The organism is Mesorhizobium sp. WSM4313 (assembly GCF_002294725.1).
In the GTDB taxonomy this organism is placed as follows: domain Bacteria; phylum Pseudomonadota; class Alphaproteobacteria; order Rhizobiales; family Rhizobiaceae; genus Mesorhizobium.
This window is the reverse complement of sequence record NZ_NSFT01000022.1, coordinates 1-15,358: the sequence shown is the minus strand read 5'-3', so window position 1 is coordinate 15,358 and position 15,358 is coordinate 1. Positions and strand designations below refer to the sequence as shown.

Genomic DNA, 15,358 nt, shown 5'->3' with positions numbered 1-15,358 from the left:
CTATATGGCCGAAGAGCGCGGCGATTGCAACAGGGAAATGACGGTCTTTTTTGGCGCGAATTCTTCCCCCGCCGACGTTCGCTTCGAAAGCATCGAAGCGGCGCCAAACCGGACCGGTCGCAAATCCGCACGCGCCGCCGCCTGCTTTGCCCGCAATGGCGCCGGCGGCCTTGCCCCGACGCCACCGTTGGCCGTAAACGGCATGAGCCCTTTTTTGACCGCGCGAGGACCGATGCCGAAGACCGAAGCCGAGCTCAACGAATTTCTTGCCGATCTCGGCATTTCCGTCTCGACGGTCAGGCACCCGCCGCTGTTCACGGTCGCCGATTCGCAAGGCCTGCGCGGCGAAATTCCCGGCGGCCACACCAAGAACCTGTTCCTCAAGGACAAGAAGGACAATTATTTCCTTGTCACCGTCGGCGAGGACGCCATGGTCGACCTGAAGCAGATCCACCACCTGATCGGCGCCGCTAGCCGGGTGTCGTTCGGCAAGCCGGAAATGCTGATGGAACTGCTCGGCGTCATCCCCGGCGCGGTCACCGTTTTCGGCCTGATCAACGACACGGAAGGTAAGGTCAAGGTCGTGCTCGACGAGGCGTTGATGAGCCACGACGTCATCAACGGCCATCCGCTGACCAATGAGGCGACGACCTCGATCGCCGCCGCCGACCTGATCAGATTCGTCGAGGCAACCGGCCATGATCCTGTTATCCTGAAAGTCTCATGACCTTGAAAGTGCCCTTGCCTTGAAGGCCTTATTGCCTTGAAACTCGGGGGCTGATCGCCACATGGAAGGCGGTTGCGAAATCCGACAATGACGCGCCGGGCGCCGACGCCTGAGAGCGTGACCGAAAGGGCGACAAGATGAGTGACAACAATCCGTATAGCGGCGCGTTTGGCGGCAATGGCGGCCAGTATGCCCAGACGGTGCAATATGGCGGCGGCGACCGCGCCAAGGTTTCGCTCGGCGACGGACCGGCGGCGGCCGACCTGATCAAGGACACCACAACCGCGACTTTCGCCGCCGACGTCATCCAGGAATCGCGCCGCCAGCCGGTGCTGGTCGACTTCTGGGCGCCATGGTGCGGGCCTTGCAAGCAGCTGACGCCGCAGCTCGAAAAGGCGGTGAAGAACGCCGGCGGCAAGGTCAAGCTGGTCAAGATGAACATCGACGATCATCCCTCGATCGCCGGCCAGCTCGGCATCCAGTCCATTCCCGCGGTCATCGCCTTCAAGGACGGCCAGCCCGTCGACGGTTTCATGGGCGCGGTTCCGGAAAGCCAGGTCGCCCAATTCATCGAGAAGGTCGGCGGCAAGGGCGGCGGCGCGCCGCAGATCGCCGACGCGCTTGCGGCGGCGGCCGAGGCGCGCACGGCCGGCGACGTCCAGACCGCGGCCGGTATCTACGACGCGGTCCTCGAGCAGGCGCCGGAGACGATCGAGGCGGTCGCAGGCCTGGGCGAGATCCTGTACGATGCCGGGGACGTGGAAGGCGCCGAGGCCGTGCTGGCGCGAGCGCCCGAGGACAAGAAGGACGTACCCGCGCTGGCCGCGCTGCGCGCCAAGATGACGCTTGCCGCGGAAGCGGCCGCGCTCGGCAATCCGGACGAGCTCGAGCGCCGGCTCGCCGCCAACCCCGCCGACCATCAGGCGCGCTTCGATCTGGCGATGATCCAGAACGCGCGCGGCGAGCGCGACGCGGCCGCCGACAATCTGCTGGCGATCGTCAAGGCCGACCGGACCTGGAACGACGACGGCGCCAGGGCGCAGCTGTTGAAGCTATTCGAAGCCTGGGGAATGACCGACGAGGCGACGCTCGCGGCACGCCGCAAGCTCTCGTCGCTGCTGTTCTCGTAGGACGGTTTCGGCGATTCACAGAGCCGCCGAACCGCTTTAAGTTCGGTTTGCGCAATTCCAGACGGAAAGCTGCGGCGAATTTGCCGACCCCAACTGATACTTTCCCGGAATTGCCGTGAATTTTTTGCCGGCTGTCGCGGCCGGCAGGCTTGCGCAGCGGGACATCAGCGCCAGATAAGGGCGGGCCGGATGCCGATCGTGACGAATTCGCCGGTGCGAGAGGAGATTGCAGCTTGATACGCTTGCCGGCGTTGCTTTGGGAGGGTTGCGGTGCGCGTCGGTAACGCACTTTACAGGCTTGCCAAGGATCTGCCGGCGGCAATCCCGGTTTTCCCGCTCGCCGGCGCGCTGCTTCTGCCGGGCGGCCGCATGCCGCTCAACGTTTTCGAGCCGCGCTATCTGCAGATGATCGATCTGGCGATGGCCGGCTCGCGGCTGATCGGCATGATCCAGCCCAGCCTCGACGGCGCATTGCGCGACGACGGCGAGCCTGAACTGTGCAGCGTCGGCTGCGCCGGGCGCATCATCTCGCTCGCCGAGACGGGCGACGGGCGCTATTTGATCTCGCTGCAGGGCGTGTGCCGGTTCCGCATTGTGCAGGAGCTTACGGCAAAGGCGCCGTTCCGGCAGTGCAAGATCGCGCCGTTTCTCGCCGACCTCGAGGAAGACCCGGCCGGCGCCGACGTCGACCGGCCGGCGCTGCTCAAGGCTTTTCGTTCCTATCTGCAGGCCAACGACCTCGAGGCCGACTGGGAAAGCGTCAGCCGCGCCGAAAACGGCATGCTGGTCAACGCGCTGTCGATGATGGCGCCCTACGGGCCGGCCGAGAAGCAGGCGCTGCTGGAAGCGCCGGACCTGAAGACGCGCGCCGAAACACTGATCGCCATCACCGAAATGACGCTGGCGCGCGAGGATGATGAGTTTGGCTCGAGTCTACAATAGCTTGCCGGCACGGGGATGAGTTCATGGCGGACGGACGCGACGGACGAAAAGCCACGGTCGACCCGAAGCTGCTGGAGCTGCTCGCCTGCCCGCTGACCAAGGGACCGTTAACCTGGGACCCCGAGCGCAACGAGCTGGTCTCGCGCGTGGCGAAGCTCGCCTATCCGGTGCGCGACGGCATCCCGATCATGCTGCCCTCCGAGGCGCGCACGATCTCGGCCGAGGACATGCTGACCCCACCGCCGCGGCTCGGCGGGGCTTCGTGAAGACCTTTTGCTGACAACCGGAACGCTGGCGGGACAGCACCCCCCTCTGCCCTGCCGGGCATCTCCCCCGCAAGGGGGGAGATTGGCAGCTTGGGCGTCGCGCCCTTCTTTCGATGTCGCCAATTGGCGAAAGCCGCGCAACATCTGATCTCCCCCCCCTTGCGGGGAGATGGCCGGCAGGCCAGAGGGGGGTGTGAAGGAACGCGGCTTCACAATTCTTCCTCATCTTGGCGTCTTCGCTCCGATTGAGGTCGAAGAGCCTCTGCCTCACTGAAAATTCCGCCCTTTCGGCATGACTTGTTGCGCGGCACCCGACAGGGTCTCGATCTCCTGGCGGACCGGCTGGCCGCGGCTTGCGGCGGCTCCAACCGGCCGTTCGGCGGGATTATGCTCGATGACCGGCCGATTGGCGGTCTCCAGCAGCACGCTCAGCCAGGACGTCAAATCCTCGATCCGGTCGGCGACGATGTGGATGACGTCCGATTCATGCTGCAGCTTGCCGGTGACGCGGATGAAGCGCGCGCCCATGACCACCGGGCGGAAGCGGTCGAAGACGCGTGGCCAGATAATGACGTTGGCGATCGACTTTTCGTCTTCCAGCGTGAGGAAAATGGCATTGCCCTTGCCCGGACGCTGGCGCACCAGCACCAGCCCGGCGACGGAGACGCGGCGGCCGTCGCGCACAGACGGCAGGCGGGCGTTGGGGGTGACGCCGGCGCGATCCAGCCGTTCGCGCAGGAAGGCGACGGGATGCTCCTTCAGCGACAGGCCGAGCGAGCGGTAGTCGTGCACGACATGCTCGCCGAGCGGCATTTTCGGCAGTTTCGTTTCCGGCTCCAGCTCGCGCAGGCGAAGCGAGGGCTGGTCGAACAACGGCAGTTTCTCGGCGGCGCTCTTGCCGTCAAGGGCGCGGACTTCCCAGAGCGCGGCACGGCGGTCGAGGCCGATCGAGCGGAAGGCGTCCGCTTGCGCCAATCTTTCGATCTCGCCGACATCGAGGCCCGAACGCAGCCAGACGTCCCTGACTGAACGATAGCCGTCGCCGCGGCGGGCAACGACTATATCCATGCGCTCTTCCGACAGGCCCTTGATCTGGCGGAAGCCGAGGCGGACGGCGTGAGCCGTCTCGATGACGCCGCGCATCGAGGCGTGGCGCTCGAGAATGCGGGACGGATCGAAGGCGGTTTCCTCCAGCGTGCAGTCCCAGACGGAATGGTTGATGTCGACCTCGCGCACCTCGACACCATGGTCGCGCGCATCGCGCACGAGCTGGGCCGGCTGGTAAAAACCCATCGGCTGGGAATTCAGGATCGCGGCGCAGAACACGTCCGGATAAAAGGTCTTGAACCAGCAGGAGGCGTAGACAAGCAGCGCGAAGGAGGCGGCGTGGCTTTCGGGAAAGCCATATTCGCCAAAGCCTTCGATCTGCTTGAAGCAGCGCTCGGCGAACTCTCTAGGATAGCCCTTCTTGACCATTCCCTCGACCATTCGCGTTTCATAGTTTCCTATCGTGCCGGTGCGTTTGAAGGTTGCCATGGCGCGGCGCAACTCGTCTGCCTCACCCGGCTTGAAGCCGCCGGCGACAATGGCGATCTTCATCGCCTGCTCCTGGAACAAAGGCACTCCAAGGGTCTTGCCGAGAATCTCTTCCAACTCAGGCTTGGGGTATTCGGCCATTTCCTTGCCCTGCCGCCGGCGCAGATAGGGATGCACCATGTCGCCCTGGATCGGGCCGGGGCGCACGATCGCCACCTCGATGACGAGGTCGTAGAAGTTCTTTGGCTTGAGGCGCGGCAGCATCGACATCTGCGCACGCGACTCTATCTGGAAAACGCCGAGCGTATCGGCTCTTTGGATCATGGCGTAAACGCGCCTGTCCTCTTCGGGAAGGGTCGCGAGCACATAAGGCTGCCCAAATGGATCCCGCGCCCGCGGATAATGATCGGTGAGCAAGGTGAAGGCGCGCTTCAGGCAGGTCAGCATGCCGAGCGCCAGCACATCCACCTTGAGGATCTTCACCGCGTCGAGATCGTCCTTGTCCCACTCGACCATCTTGCGCTCCTCCATCGCCGTCTTGACGATGGGCACGACCTCGTCGAGCCGGTCGCGGGTAATGACGAAGCCGCCGACATGCTGGGAAAGATGGCGGGGAAAGCCCATGATCTCGTTGGCGCGTTCCAGCACCTGCCGTGACAGTGGATCGGTGCGGTCGAGGCCGCCGGCATTGGCTTCCCTTTCGCCGAGCTCGGAGGTCGACCAGCCCCAGATGGTGCTGGACAGCGCGCTGCGGACATCCTCCGACAAGCCCATGGCCTTGGCCACCTCGCGCAGGGCGGAGCGGCCGCGATAGCTGATGACGGCGGCGGCCAAGGCGGTGCGCTTGGCGCTGTATTTCGTATAGATGTACTGAATGACCTCTTCGCGCCGCTCATGCTCGAAGTCGACGTCGATGTCGGGCGGCTCGTTGCGCTCCTCCGAGATGAAACGCTCGAACAAGGTGTCGATGCGATCGGGGCCGACCTCGGTGATGCCGATGCAGAAACAGATGATCGAATTGGCGGCCGAACCGCGGCCTTGGCAAAGGATGCCTTGGCTGCGGGCGAATTTGACGATGTCATGGACGGTGAGGAAATAGCGGGCATAGTTCAGGCGCTCGATCAAGACGAGCTCGCTGTCGATGCGTTTCAGCACATCCTCGGGAACGCCGGCCGGATAGCGAACGGCCGCGCCTTCCCGCGCCAACCGTTCGAGCTCGGCCTGCGGTCCAAGCCCGGATTCGGTCGGCTCGTCCGGATAATTGTATTCGAGGTCGCTGAGCGAGAAGGCGAGCTCGTCGGCGAAGCGCAGCGTCTCGGCCAACGCCTGCGGGTGACGGCGGAAAAGCCGCGCCATCTCCAGCGGCGGCTTCAGGTGGCGCTCGGCATTGGCCATCAACTCCAGCCCGACCTCGGAAACCGGCGTGTTGAGGCGGATCGCGGTCAGCACGTCCTGCAGCGGACGGCGATCGGCGGCATGGTAGAGCACGTCGTTGGTCGCCATCAGCGGGACGCGGGCATGCTCGGCCATCGCGGAAGCCTGCTCGATGCGGAAACGGTCGTTGCCGGCATAATCCGGCGCCACGGCCAGCCGTAGCGCCGCGCCGAAGCGATCCTTAAACCGGCTAATGAATGCCAGGTTGTCTTGTGCGCCTGCTGACAGATCGGGCAGGATCGCCAGCGACATCCGATCGCCCCATTCGAGCAGGTCGCTCAACTGGAGCAGCGTCGCGCCCTTCTCGTTCTCGTCGCGCAGATTGGCTTGGGTGAGCATGCGGCAGAGATGCCCCCAGCCCTGGCGGTCGCGGGGATAGGCGAGGATGTCCGGCGTGCCGTCGCCAAACACCAGGCGGCAGCCGGGATGGTAGGCGAGCTTTTCCACCCTGGCCTGTTGCCAGGCGCGCACGACGCCGGCGACCGTGTTGCGGTCGGCAAGGCCGATCGAGGCAAAACCGTAGAACTTCGCCGTCACCACCAGCTCCTCAGGTTTCGAAGCGCCGCGCAGGAAGGAGAAATTCGAGCTTATGCCGAACTCGGCATAGGGGATGACGGTCAGCGCATTCATGCGAACACCCCATGCATGAACCAGCGCGGCGGCGCGGCCTGCGCGGCGCTGCTGTAAAGGCCCTGGCGGTAGAGCCAGTAGCGGCGCCCCTCGCTGTCCTCGATGCGGTAATAGTCGCGGGTCGGCGCCTCTTCCTCGCCGGGCAGTTGGCGCCACCATTCGGCGGCGATGCGCTCCGGTCCTTCGGCGCGGGCGACACGGTAGAGCGCGCGCCGCCAGCGGAAATTCATCGGCGGTCCCTCCGGGATCTCGGTCGCCGGCACCTCGATCGGCTCGGGCGAGCGGAACAGGCGCACCGGCCGCTCCGGCGGGTAAACGGTCATCGGTGGCGCTGTTCGGGGCGGCGCCGGCCGTCCGGCCGCCGGCGCGCGTCCTTGCGGCGCTTCGGCGAAAGGCACGGTTTTGACGGCGCGTTCCGGCAGATGGCTTTCGACGACCACCGGCTTCAGCACGGCGGCTTCGCCGAGACGAGCGCGGACGCGGTCGGCAAAGAGCGCGATGTCGGCGTCATCGTCGTCCGTCTCGCCGGTGAGGTCGCCCTGAACCAAGTCGAAGGCTGCGACCGACAGCACGGACAGCCGCACGAGATCGAAGCCGAAGCCGGCGTCGATGCTCTGCTCCAGCGCGGTGAGCCGCTCATGGAACAGTCTTTGGATCAGCCGCGGCTCGCGCATCGGGCGGGAGGTGCCGACGGCGATGCGGTTGACGGCGCCATCGACGCGGAAGAGAAGCAGCGCCAGCGTCCTTGCGCCCTCGCCGCGGCGTTCGAGGTCGGTCTTCAAGGCGATCGCCAGCCGGCTCACCAGCCGCTCGATGTCGTCGGTGAGCACGACCGGCTCGGCAAGATGGCGCTCGACCGAGAGCGGCGCCACGGGAAGGCGCGGCGACACGGCCTCGTCGAGGCGGCCGAGCGCCTGGTCGAGGCGCAGAAGCAAGGTGGCGCCGAAACGGCGGGCGAGCGGCGCGCGGGGTGCTGCCATCACCGCGCCGGCGGTGCGCAAGCCCACACTTTCCAGGCTGGCGCGGGTCTCCGGCGCGATGCGCAGCGCCGACAAGGGCAGTGGCGAAAGCAGCGCCTCTTCCTCGCCGCCGGCCACGATGCGATCGCCATGGAAGCGCGCCGCCGCCCAGGCGGCGCCCGGCGTCGAGGCCAGCCCGGCGCGGACATCGAAGCCCTGCTGGAAGAAGCGGGCGAGGATCTCGTCCTGCATGGCGCGCTCGCCGCCGAACAGATGCGTGCAGCCGGTGACGTCGAGGAACAGCCCGTCCTCGGCGTCGATCGCCACCAGCGGCGTGTAGCGATCGCACCAGTCGGCAAGGCCTTCGAGCAGGCGGCGGTCGGCTTCCGGATCTGCCTCGACCACATCGATCGAGGGATGCATGGCGCGCGCATCGGCGATGCCCATGCCGCGCTTCAATCTGAGCGCCTCAGCCCGCTCGTCGAGGGCTGCGATGCGCTGGGTGTTGTTGTCGCGATGGCTGATCACCAGCGGCGGCTGAGGCGACGGCAGGCGATGCGAGGGCCGGGAACGCCAGGATCGCCCCAAACGCTGGCGCAGGATCCGCTCCGCGGCCAGATGCGGGAACCACAGCGACAGAATTCTCTGTTCTTTCTGCAAAAGCGTGCTCATCGGGGTTCCACTCCAGTGTGAACTGTCCAGGCAGGGCCGTGCGGCTCTTGCCGATATCGACTTTGAAGGCGGGGCGGCCGATCGAGCCGGCGAGCGGCCCGGCGAGGGTCTCGCGGCTTGCCGCGGGCGCCGCCGAAACGATGAGGCGCACCGGAGCGGCGGTGGGATCGGCCTCGCCGGCCTGGCGCAGCAACAGCAGCGGCCGGCCGGCGCTCCGGGCCCGCGCATGCAGCCGGCGCGTGGCGGTGAGGTCGAGAAGCCGCGGACTGCCGCGGATCTCGAGGATGACCGCGGCAAAGGCCGTCATGCGGGCCGCCTCCTCGGCGATCCACAGCGCGTCGAGCAGCTTCGGCGCCTCGGAAAACAGCAATTGCCCAGGCACGATGCCGAACAGGGCATGAAGACCCCTGGCATAGGGCATGCCGGCCTCGTGGAAGATTTCCGCCGTGCCGACCCAGAGGATCGGCAGACCCTGCTTCTCCCTGAGGACCAAGCTTACAAGCGAGAGCGCGAAGCCGGCAACGGCGCCGGCATCGCGGGTCTCCAGGCCATGGATTTCGCTGAGCGCCGCCTTGGGCAGGCCGCCGCCAAGCGCTGCATCGAGCCTATCGATGCCGGTGTGCAGGAAGGCATCCGCCGAAGCCACGGCAAGGCCGCGCCGGACAATCGTCATATCCGGCCCGGCGGCATCGCTGGGTGTTTGGTTTTGCGCCATTCCGGACGGAAAACTGCTTCGCACTTTTCCTGGAATTGCTTCGGGCGCGCACCCCGAGGGCGCCTGCAGGCGCTCGGGCAGCGTTCCCTCGATCTTCGCGATCTGGCGGCGCAGGGCAAAAATAGTGTCCCGCGCCACGGCGCTCATCGCCATGACGTTCACTTCCAGCAGCAATTGTTCCTGTTATGTTCCTATAGATTCCAGAGGCGCCCGGAAGAGTCAAGCAGAGTCGCAAGGAATTTATTCCTTCGTCTTTTACCCTGAAAGCGAACACCCCAGCCGGTCCATTTGCCTCAATCGGCGTGAAAGCCTATATGCCGGGATTAAAGGACATTTCATGGCCCGCATCTACAAGACCCGCACCTGGCACGACCAGCTCTCGCCGTCGATGGACGAGATGGAGCTTCTGGCGCTAGAGGCCTATGCCCATCTGCCGGACGAGTTCCGCAAGCTCACCGGCGAGATCATCATCCAGATCGCCGAGTTCCCGACCGACGAGATCATGGACGATCTGTCGCTGGAGACGCCCTTCGACCTGCTCGGCCTGTTCGAGGGGCGCGGCATCGCCGAGCGCTGGAACCCGCAGACCGGCGAAGGTCCAAACCGCATCACGCTCTACCGCCGCGCCATCCTCGACTACTGGGCCGAGAATGAAGAGACGATGGGCGACATCGTCACCCATGTGCTGATCCATGAGATCGGCCACCATTTCGGCCTGTCGGACGACGACATGGAGCGGATCGAGGAGGCGGCGGAGCAGGCGGCGGCTGGGTGAGCACGCACTTCGTCATCCTAGGGCGAAGCAAGGAGCGAAGCGACGCGCGTAGACCCTAGGATCCATGCCATTCCATCAACACCAAGCCCGCGGTGCAGAACGGAACGCTTGCCGCCCGACACCCGCAAACGTCCCCTATATTCTGACTCGCTGCGCCTTTCGGCTCAGGTAACGGCATGGATTCTAGGGTCTTCGCGACGGAGCTTCGCTCCTGCTCCGGCCTAGAATGACGAAGTAGGGGTTGCCTCCCTTCCTACCAGTCGCTGAGCTTGGTGTCCGGGCCGTAGTCCTGGCCTTCGACGTCCTTCACCACGGCCTGGCCGCAGCGCATCGACTTCGTCTGCTGGTCAAAGGCATAGGTCGGCGAGCCGAACAGGTGCCAGCCCTTGTTCAGGGCTGCCGTCACCTTGTGGCAGAAAGTTGAATCGTCCGGACCGGACAGAAAGCGGTAGAGTTTCATTTATCGAGCCTATCTTGAAGACCGGCGCATCATGCGCCGATGATCGCGGCCTTCGCCAGAAGTTTCTCGGCTTCCGCCAGATGCAGCCGTTCGACCATGCGGCCGTCCATCGCAATCACGCCCTTGCCGGCATTCTCGGGCCGCGCGAACGCATCCTTGATCGCCCGGGCCGCAGCCAGCCTCTCGGGCGACGGCGAAAAGGCGCGGTTCGCCGGCTCGATCTGGGCGGGATGGATCAGCGACTTGCCGTCGAAACCCATGGCGGCCCCGTCGGCGCATTCGCGGGCAAAAGCGTCGAGATCGCGAAAATCATTGGCGACGCCGTCGATGACGTCGAGACCGCCGGCCCGCGCCGCAAGCACCAGCTGCATCAGCCATGGCATCAGATAGCGCCGGTCGGGCGTCGCCAGGATGCCGGTCGCCTTTACCAGGTCATTCGTTCCGGTCACGAAACAAGCCAGCCTCGAAGCCGGATCGCGGCCGAGTTCGGCGATGGCGCCGATGTTTAGCAGCGCCTTGGGCGTCTCGACCATCGCCCATAGTTTCACGCTGTCCGGCGCGAAATTGTCGTCGAGCAGGTCGCCGGCCTCGAGGATGTCGCGCGGCGTGGCGATCTTGGGCAGAAGAATGCCGTCGGGCTCGGCCTTGGCCACTGCCAATAGGTCATCAGTGCCCCATTCGCTGGCCAAAGGATTGATGCGCACCACCATCTCGCAGCGCCGGTCGCGCCCGGCGAGAATGCCGGCGACCTTGTCGCGCGCGGCTTTTTTGCCGGCGGGCAGGACGGCATCCTCGAGATCGACGATGACGGCGTCGCAGGCCAGGGAGCCGAGCTTGGCAAACGCCTTGTCGTTGGAGGCGGGAATGTAAAGCACAGAGCGGCGCGGGCGGTAGGGTTCTTGAGCCATGGCCGATCTATGCCGGGTGATGGCGGATGAGGCAAGGCGGAGGGGACAGGACAATCGCATATGGCGGCGCCAGCCCCCGCTCCGTCTCGACGCTGCGCGCCGAGCCACCTCTCCCCCACTTTATGGGGGCGAGGAAACGCTAATCGCCGAGGGCGCGCGACCTTCGCAGGCCTGGGTTCCTCGCCCCCGCTAGAGGCGGGGGAGAGGTGGCTCGGCGAAGCCGAGACGGAGAGGGGGAGCGCCCTACGCGATTATCCCGCCGAAAAGGCGACCTGCCTGCACCAAATCTGCAAACCCTTGCTGAAAAGCTCCGGGATTCCGCCGCGCACTTACCGCACCGGCCGGCGAAACCGGCATCATGCGAACACCTCATACATCCCGCTGGTCGCTGCCGCGCCGGCTCCGCACTGAAGGCTGGTGGCTCGTCGAGCCGCAAAGACCATGCCATGGGGCGGGTATCCTGCTTTTCGCCCCGAGGCCGCTCCACTCCCGACCGAAAACAATTTCGCACTTTTCCCTGGAATTGCTCTAATCCTGCCGTCATCCAAGCTTACGCGCCGGGCCGCTGATTTCATGCCGCACAACATCCTCGTCGCCGACGACGACCCGCATATCCGCGAGATCATCTGCTTTGCGCTGGAAAAGGCCGGCATGAAGACGGCCGCCGTCGCCGACGGCGCCGCCGCGCTCCAGGCGGTCGAGCGCCGCGCGCCCGATCTCATCGTGCTCGATATCGGCATGCCGGAGATGGACGGGCTGGAGGTCTGCCGCCGGCTTCGGCAGAAGTCCGACGTGCCGGTGCTGTTTTTGTCCGCGCGCGACGAGGAGATCGACCGGGTGCTCGGGCTGGAGATGGGCGGCGATGATTATGTGACGAAACCGTTCAGCCCGCGCGAGCTGGTCGCCCGCGTCAACGTCATCCTGCGGCGCGCGCGTCCGGCGCCGGTCGAAGAAGAAGCCGACGACCGTCAATTCGCGCATGGCAAGCTCATGCTCGTCCCGGCAAGCCATGAAGCGAGCTTCGACGGCAAGCCGCTTATCCTGACCGCAATCGAATTCGCTATTTTGAAGGGCTTCCTCACCCGCCCGCAGCATGTGCTTGGCCGTGAGGCGGTGATGGCCAATGCCTATGCCTCCAACATCCATGTCTCGGAGCGCACGGTCGACAGCCATATCCGCAATGTACGGGCCAAGCTGGCGGCGGTCGGCTGTCTCGACGCGATCGCGACGGTGCATGGCGTCGGCTTCCGGCTCGGCCGATGCGGTGGTTGAGCAAGGAAAGATGGCGGCCGCGGCTTGCCACCGTCGTCGTCGTCATCCTCATCCTGGTGATGGCGCTGCCGCTGGTCGGGCTGTTCTTCTTCCGGCTCTACGAGAACCAGCTCATCCGCCAGACCGAAGGCGAGCTCATCGCGCAAGGCGCGGTCGTCGCCGCCGTCTATGCCCAGGAGGTGCGCGCCGCAGGCATTCCCCAGGAAAAACTCGGGTCGCCGATCTCGGCCGATCCGGCAAGGGACAACAACTATCCCTATGATCCGATCGAGCCGCGCCTCGACCTTGCCTCGGACGATGTCATGCCGACGCGCCCGGCGGCGCTTCCCGCCACCGCCGATCCGGCCTTCGCGGCAATAGGCGCGCGGCTCGACGGCATTCTCGACGAGACGCAGAAAACGACGCTTGCCGGCTTCCGCCTGCTCGACCCGCGCGGCGTGGTGATCGCCGGCGGCGACGAGGTCGGCCAGTCGCTTGGCGATGTCGAGGAGGTGCGGACCGCGCTTTCAGGCGCTTATGCCAGCGCGCTCAGGCTGCGCATTCCCGACCAGCCGCCGCCGCCGCTCTACTCGGTGAGCCGCGGCACCAGGGTGCGCGTCTTCGTCGCCCTGCCGGTCGAACTCGACGGCCGGGTCGCGGGCGTGGTCTATCTGTCGCGAACGCCGAACAACATCGTCAAGCACCTCTATGGCGAGCGCGGCAAGGTGACGTTGGCGGCGATCGCCATCCTCGGCGGCACGCTGCTGATCGCGCTGGTGTTCATCCGCACCGTCAGCCGGCCGATCTACGCGCTGATCGAGCGGACGAAACGCATCGCCGCCGGCGACCGCGAGGCGATCAGGCCGCTCGCCCATCACGGCACGCGCGAGATGGCGGCGCTGTCGGCGGCGTTCCTCGACATGGCGCAAAAACTGCAGGCGCGCTCCGACAGCATCCAGACCTTCGCCACCCATGTCTCGCATGAGCTGAAATCGCCGCTGACGGCGATCCAGGGCGCGGCGGAGCTGCTGAGGGATTCCGGCGGCGCGATGGACGAGGCCGAGCGCAAACGTTTCTCCAACAACATCGTCACCGACGCCGGGCGGCTCAATCTCCTGGTCCGCCGCCTGCTCGACCTGGCGCGCGCGGAAAATCTGGAGCCGAGCGGCGAAAGCACCACGCTTCATGCGGCGTTGGCGTCCTTGCCGATCGACACAAGGCTGGAAGCGCGGCTTGAAGGCGGCGGCGATATCAGGCTCGGCATCTCGGCCGAGAATCTCGGCATCGTGCTCGCCAATCTCATCGACAATTCGGCACGACATGGCGCCCGACAGGTGGCGATCCATGCTTCAGCCGATGGCGAGCGCGCGTCGGTCCAGATCGGCGACGACGGCGACGGCATCTCGGCCGCCAACCGCGCCAGGATCTTCGAGCCGTTCTTCACCACGCGGCGCGAGACCGGCGGCACCGGTATGGGGCTCGGCATCGTGCTGGCCCTCCTGAAAGCGCATGATGGCACGATCAGGCTGGTTGACTCCGAGCGCGGCACGCGCTTCGAGATCGATCTTCCTGCATTGATTTGAGCGTGCGAACCCGAGCGTCGGGACCATGCTCTGGAGTCGGAGAACCAAAGCGTGCGCTACGACATCGTTATCATCGGCGGGGCCATCGTCGGGTCCTCGGTCGCCTATTACCTGCGCGAGGAGGGTTTTACCGGCTCGATCGCGCTGATCGAACGCGATCCACAGTTCTCCCATGCGGCGACGACCTTGTCCTGCGCCTCGATCCGCCAGCAATTCTCGATCCCCGAAAACATCCGCCTGTCGCAGTTCACGCTGAAACTGTTCCGGCGGCTGAAGGAAACCTTCGGCGCCGATGCCGATATCGGTTTTCGCGAGGGCGGCTATCTCATCCTCGCCGGCGAGGCCGGGCTGCCGATCCTCAAGGCCAATCACGAGACGCAGGTCGCCGAAGGCGCCGACATCGTGCTGGAGGATGCCGGCCAGCTGACGCAGCGTTTCTCCTGGCTGTCGGCCGAAGGCATTTCCGCCGGCGCCTATGGCCGAACCGGCGAGGGCTGGTTCGACGCGCATGCCATGCTGATGCTGTTCCGCAAGGCGCTGCGCGACAAGAAGGTCGATCTCGTCACCGCTTCCGCCATCGGCATCGCGCGCGACGGCAATCGCGTCACCGGTGTTTCCCTCGACAACGGCGAGACGCTCGAAGCCGGCATTGTCGTCAACGCGGCCGGGCCGAATGCCGGCAAGGTCGCCGCCTTGGCCGGGCTGGCGCTGCCGGTCGAGCCGCGCAAGCGCAATGTCTTCGTCTTCGAAGCGCGCGAGAAATTCGCCGACATGCCGCTGCTGGTGGATCCGTCCGGCATCTATGTGCGGCCCGAGGGCTCGGTCTACATCGCCGGCGGCGCCGAGCTGGAGGAAGGCGATCATGCGCCCGATCCAACGGATTTCGAGGTTAACTGGCCGCTGTTCGAAGAGGTGATCTGGCCGGTCCTAGCCACCCGCATCCCGGCCTTCGAGGCGATCAAGCCGACGCGCGCCTGGGTCGGGCATTATGACTACAACACGCTCGATCAGAACGCGGTTGTCGGCCCGCATCCGGAGGTGGAGAATTTCCTGTTCGCCAACGGCTTCTCCGGCCACGGCCTGCAGCAGGCGCCGGCGGTGGGGAAGTCGATCGCCGAGCTCATCGTGCATGGCGGGTATCGGACGGTGGATTGTACGGCATTTGGATATGAGCGTGTGGCAGAAGGACGGGCGTTTCGGGAGCTGAACGTGATCTAGCGCTTGCGCCTCCTTCTCCCCTTGTGGGCCTGTTGCGCAGTTAGCGAGAACAGGCTCGCAGAGGGGTTTTGACCGCGAAGTGTGTTGTGCTTGGTGGGCGATTTGGCCTTGGGGTTGAGTTTGATGGTGGCGGTGCGGCCCCTAGGCCGGTA

13 protein-coding genes are annotated in these 15,358 nt (G+C 65.6%); 8 read left to right on the top strand and 5 right to left on the bottom strand.

Translation table 11 applies throughout. The features are described 5' to 3' along the window. Nucleotides 1-232 precede the first annotated feature (232 nt). From CK219_RS28195 to CK219_RS28180, 4 genes are all read left to right on the top strand, one after another. Complete coding sequence (locus CK219_RS28195) at nt 233-727, top strand: prolyl-tRNA synthetase associated domain-containing protein (RefSeq protein WP_095769870.1); 495 nt, start codon at nt 233-235, stop codon at nt 725-727. A 137-nt stretch (nt 728-864) separates the two neighbouring features. Continuing rightward, the gene (gene trxA / locus CK219_RS28190) at nt 865-1,857 is read left to right on the top strand and encodes a thioredoxin (RefSeq protein ID WP_095769838.1); all 993 of its coding nucleotides are present in this window, start codon (nt 865-867) and stop codon (nt 1,855-1,857) included. 270 nt (nt 1,858-2,127) lie between these two features. Then, on the top strand, nt 2,128-2,799 hold the full coding sequence (locus CK219_RS28185; protein ID WP_095769837.1) for an LON peptidase substrate-binding domain-containing protein: 672 nt from the start codon (nt 2,128-2,130) through the stop codon (nt 2,797-2,799). Nucleotides 2,800-2,822: 23 nt separating this feature from the next. Further along, nucleotides 2,823-3,065: a Trm112 family protein gene (locus tag CK219_RS28180; RefSeq protein ID WP_095769836.1), complete on the top strand. Its 243-nt coding sequence runs from the start codon at nt 2,823-2,825 to the stop codon at nt 3,063-3,065. 267 nt (nt 3,066-3,332) lie between these two features. Here CK219_RS28180 and CK219_RS28175 read toward each other — a convergent pair whose 3' ends face one another. Genes CK219_RS28175 through CK219_RS32425 form a run of 3 tightly spaced genes read right to left on the bottom strand, consistent with a single transcriptional unit; the run spans nt 3,333 to nt 9,164 of the window. Further along, nucleotides 3,333-6,665, bottom strand: a complete 3,333-nt coding sequence (locus CK219_RS28175; protein WP_095769835.1) for an error-prone DNA polymerase — start codon at nt 6,663-6,665, stop codon at nt 3,333-3,335. Then, a complete protein-coding gene (locus tag CK219_RS28170) occupies nt 6,662-8,152 on the bottom strand; it encodes a DUF6504 family protein (RefSeq protein WP_095769834.1) in 1,491 nt (496 codons plus the stop codon). The genes CK219_RS28175 and CK219_RS28170 overlap by 4 nt, the downstream gene beginning before the upstream one ends. Further along, a complete protein-coding gene (locus CK219_RS32425; RefSeq protein WP_095769833.1) occupies nt 8,094-9,164 on the bottom strand; it encodes a hypothetical protein in 1,071 nt (356 codons plus the stop codon). The genes CK219_RS28170 and CK219_RS32425 overlap by 59 nt, the downstream gene beginning before the upstream one ends. A gap of 184 nt (nt 9,165-9,348) precedes the next feature. Between CK219_RS32425 and CK219_RS28160 the strand changes: the two genes are divergently transcribed. Continuing rightward, entirely contained in the window at nt 9,349-9,786 is a 438-nt protein-coding gene (locus CK219_RS28160; RefSeq protein ID WP_095769832.1) for a metallopeptidase family protein, read from the top strand. Nucleotides 9,787-10,039: 253 nt separating this feature from the next. Here CK219_RS28160 and CK219_RS28155 read toward each other — a convergent pair whose 3' ends face one another. Together CK219_RS28155 and CK219_RS28150 are read right to left on the bottom strand one after the other, a co-directional pair. Next, entirely contained in the window at nt 10,040-10,246 is a 207-nt protein-coding gene (locus tag CK219_RS28155; RefSeq protein ID WP_095769831.1) for a DUF1737 domain-containing protein, read from the bottom strand. 29 nt (nt 10,247-10,275) lie between these two features. After that, nucleotides 10,276-11,154, bottom strand: coding sequence for a CoA ester lyase (locus CK219_RS28150; RefSeq protein ID WP_176477175.1), 879 nt, complete (start codon nt 11,152-11,154; stop codon nt 10,276-10,278). Between the two features lie 573 nt (nt 11,155-11,727). On the opposite strand from CK219_RS28150, the gene CK219_RS28145 reads away from it, so the two are divergent. The 3 genes from CK219_RS28145 to CK219_RS28135 are packed head-to-tail and all read left to right on the top strand — an operon-like array spanning nt 11,728 to nt 15,206. Next, nucleotides 11,728-12,426 carry a response regulator transcription factor gene (locus CK219_RS28145; RefSeq protein ID WP_095769829.1) on the top strand — a complete coding sequence of 233 codons (699 nt, stop codon included), beginning with the start codon at nt 11,728-11,730 and terminating at the stop codon, nt 12,424-12,426. Beyond that, entirely contained in the window at nt 12,414-13,988 is a 1,575-nt protein-coding gene (locus CK219_RS28140) for a HAMP domain-containing sensor histidine kinase (RefSeq protein ID WP_095769828.1), read from the top strand. Before CK219_RS28145 ends, CK219_RS28140 begins: the two co-directional genes overlap by 13 nt. 51 nt (nt 13,989-14,039) lie before the next feature. Next, the gene (locus CK219_RS28135) at nt 14,040-15,206 is read left to right on the top strand and encodes an FAD-binding oxidoreductase (RefSeq protein WP_095769827.1); all 1,167 of its coding nucleotides are present in this window, start codon (nt 14,040-14,042) and stop codon (nt 15,204-15,206) included. Nucleotides 15,207-15,358 lie beyond the last annotated feature (152 nt).

What these genes read in the sequence shown, in the direction of transcription:
- CK219_RS28140 (WP_095769828.1), top strand. Translation starts at nt 12,414, where the DNA reads ATGCGGTGGTTGAGCAAGGAAAGATGGCGGCCGCGGCTTGCCACCGTC.
- CK219_RS28180 (WP_095769836.1), top strand. Translation starts at nt 2,823, where the DNA reads ATGGCGGACGGACGCGACGGACGAAAAGCCACGGTCGACCCGAAGCTG.
- CK219_RS28150 (WP_176477175.1), bottom strand. Translation starts at nt 11,154, where the DNA reads ATGGCTCAAGAACCCTACCGCCCGCGCCGCTCTGTGCTTTACATTCCC.
- CK219_RS28155 (WP_095769831.1), bottom strand. Translation starts at nt 10,246, where the DNA reads ATGAAACTCTACCGCTTTCTGTCCGGTCCGGACGATTCAACTTTCTGC.
- trxA (WP_095769838.1), top strand. Translation starts at nt 865, where the DNA reads ATGAGTGACAACAATCCGTATAGCGGCGCGTTTGGCGGCAATGGCGGC.
- CK219_RS28195 (WP_095769870.1), top strand. Translation starts at nt 233, where the DNA reads ATGCCGAAGACCGAAGCCGAGCTCAACGAATTTCTTGCCGATCTCGGC.
- CK219_RS28145 (WP_095769829.1), top strand. Translation starts at nt 11,728, where the DNA reads ATGCCGCACAACATCCTCGTCGCCGACGACGACCCGCATATCCGCGAG.
- CK219_RS28175 (WP_095769835.1), bottom strand. Translation starts at nt 6,665, where the DNA reads ATGAATGCGCTGACCGTCATCCCCTATGCCGAGTTCGGCATAAGCTCG.
- CK219_RS32425 (WP_095769833.1), bottom strand. Translation starts at nt 9,164, where the DNA reads ATGGCGATGAGCGCCGTGGCGCGGGACACTATTTTTGCCCTGCGCCGC.
- CK219_RS28160 (WP_095769832.1), top strand. Translation starts at nt 9,349, where the DNA reads ATGGCCCGCATCTACAAGACCCGCACCTGGCACGACCAGCTCTCGCCG.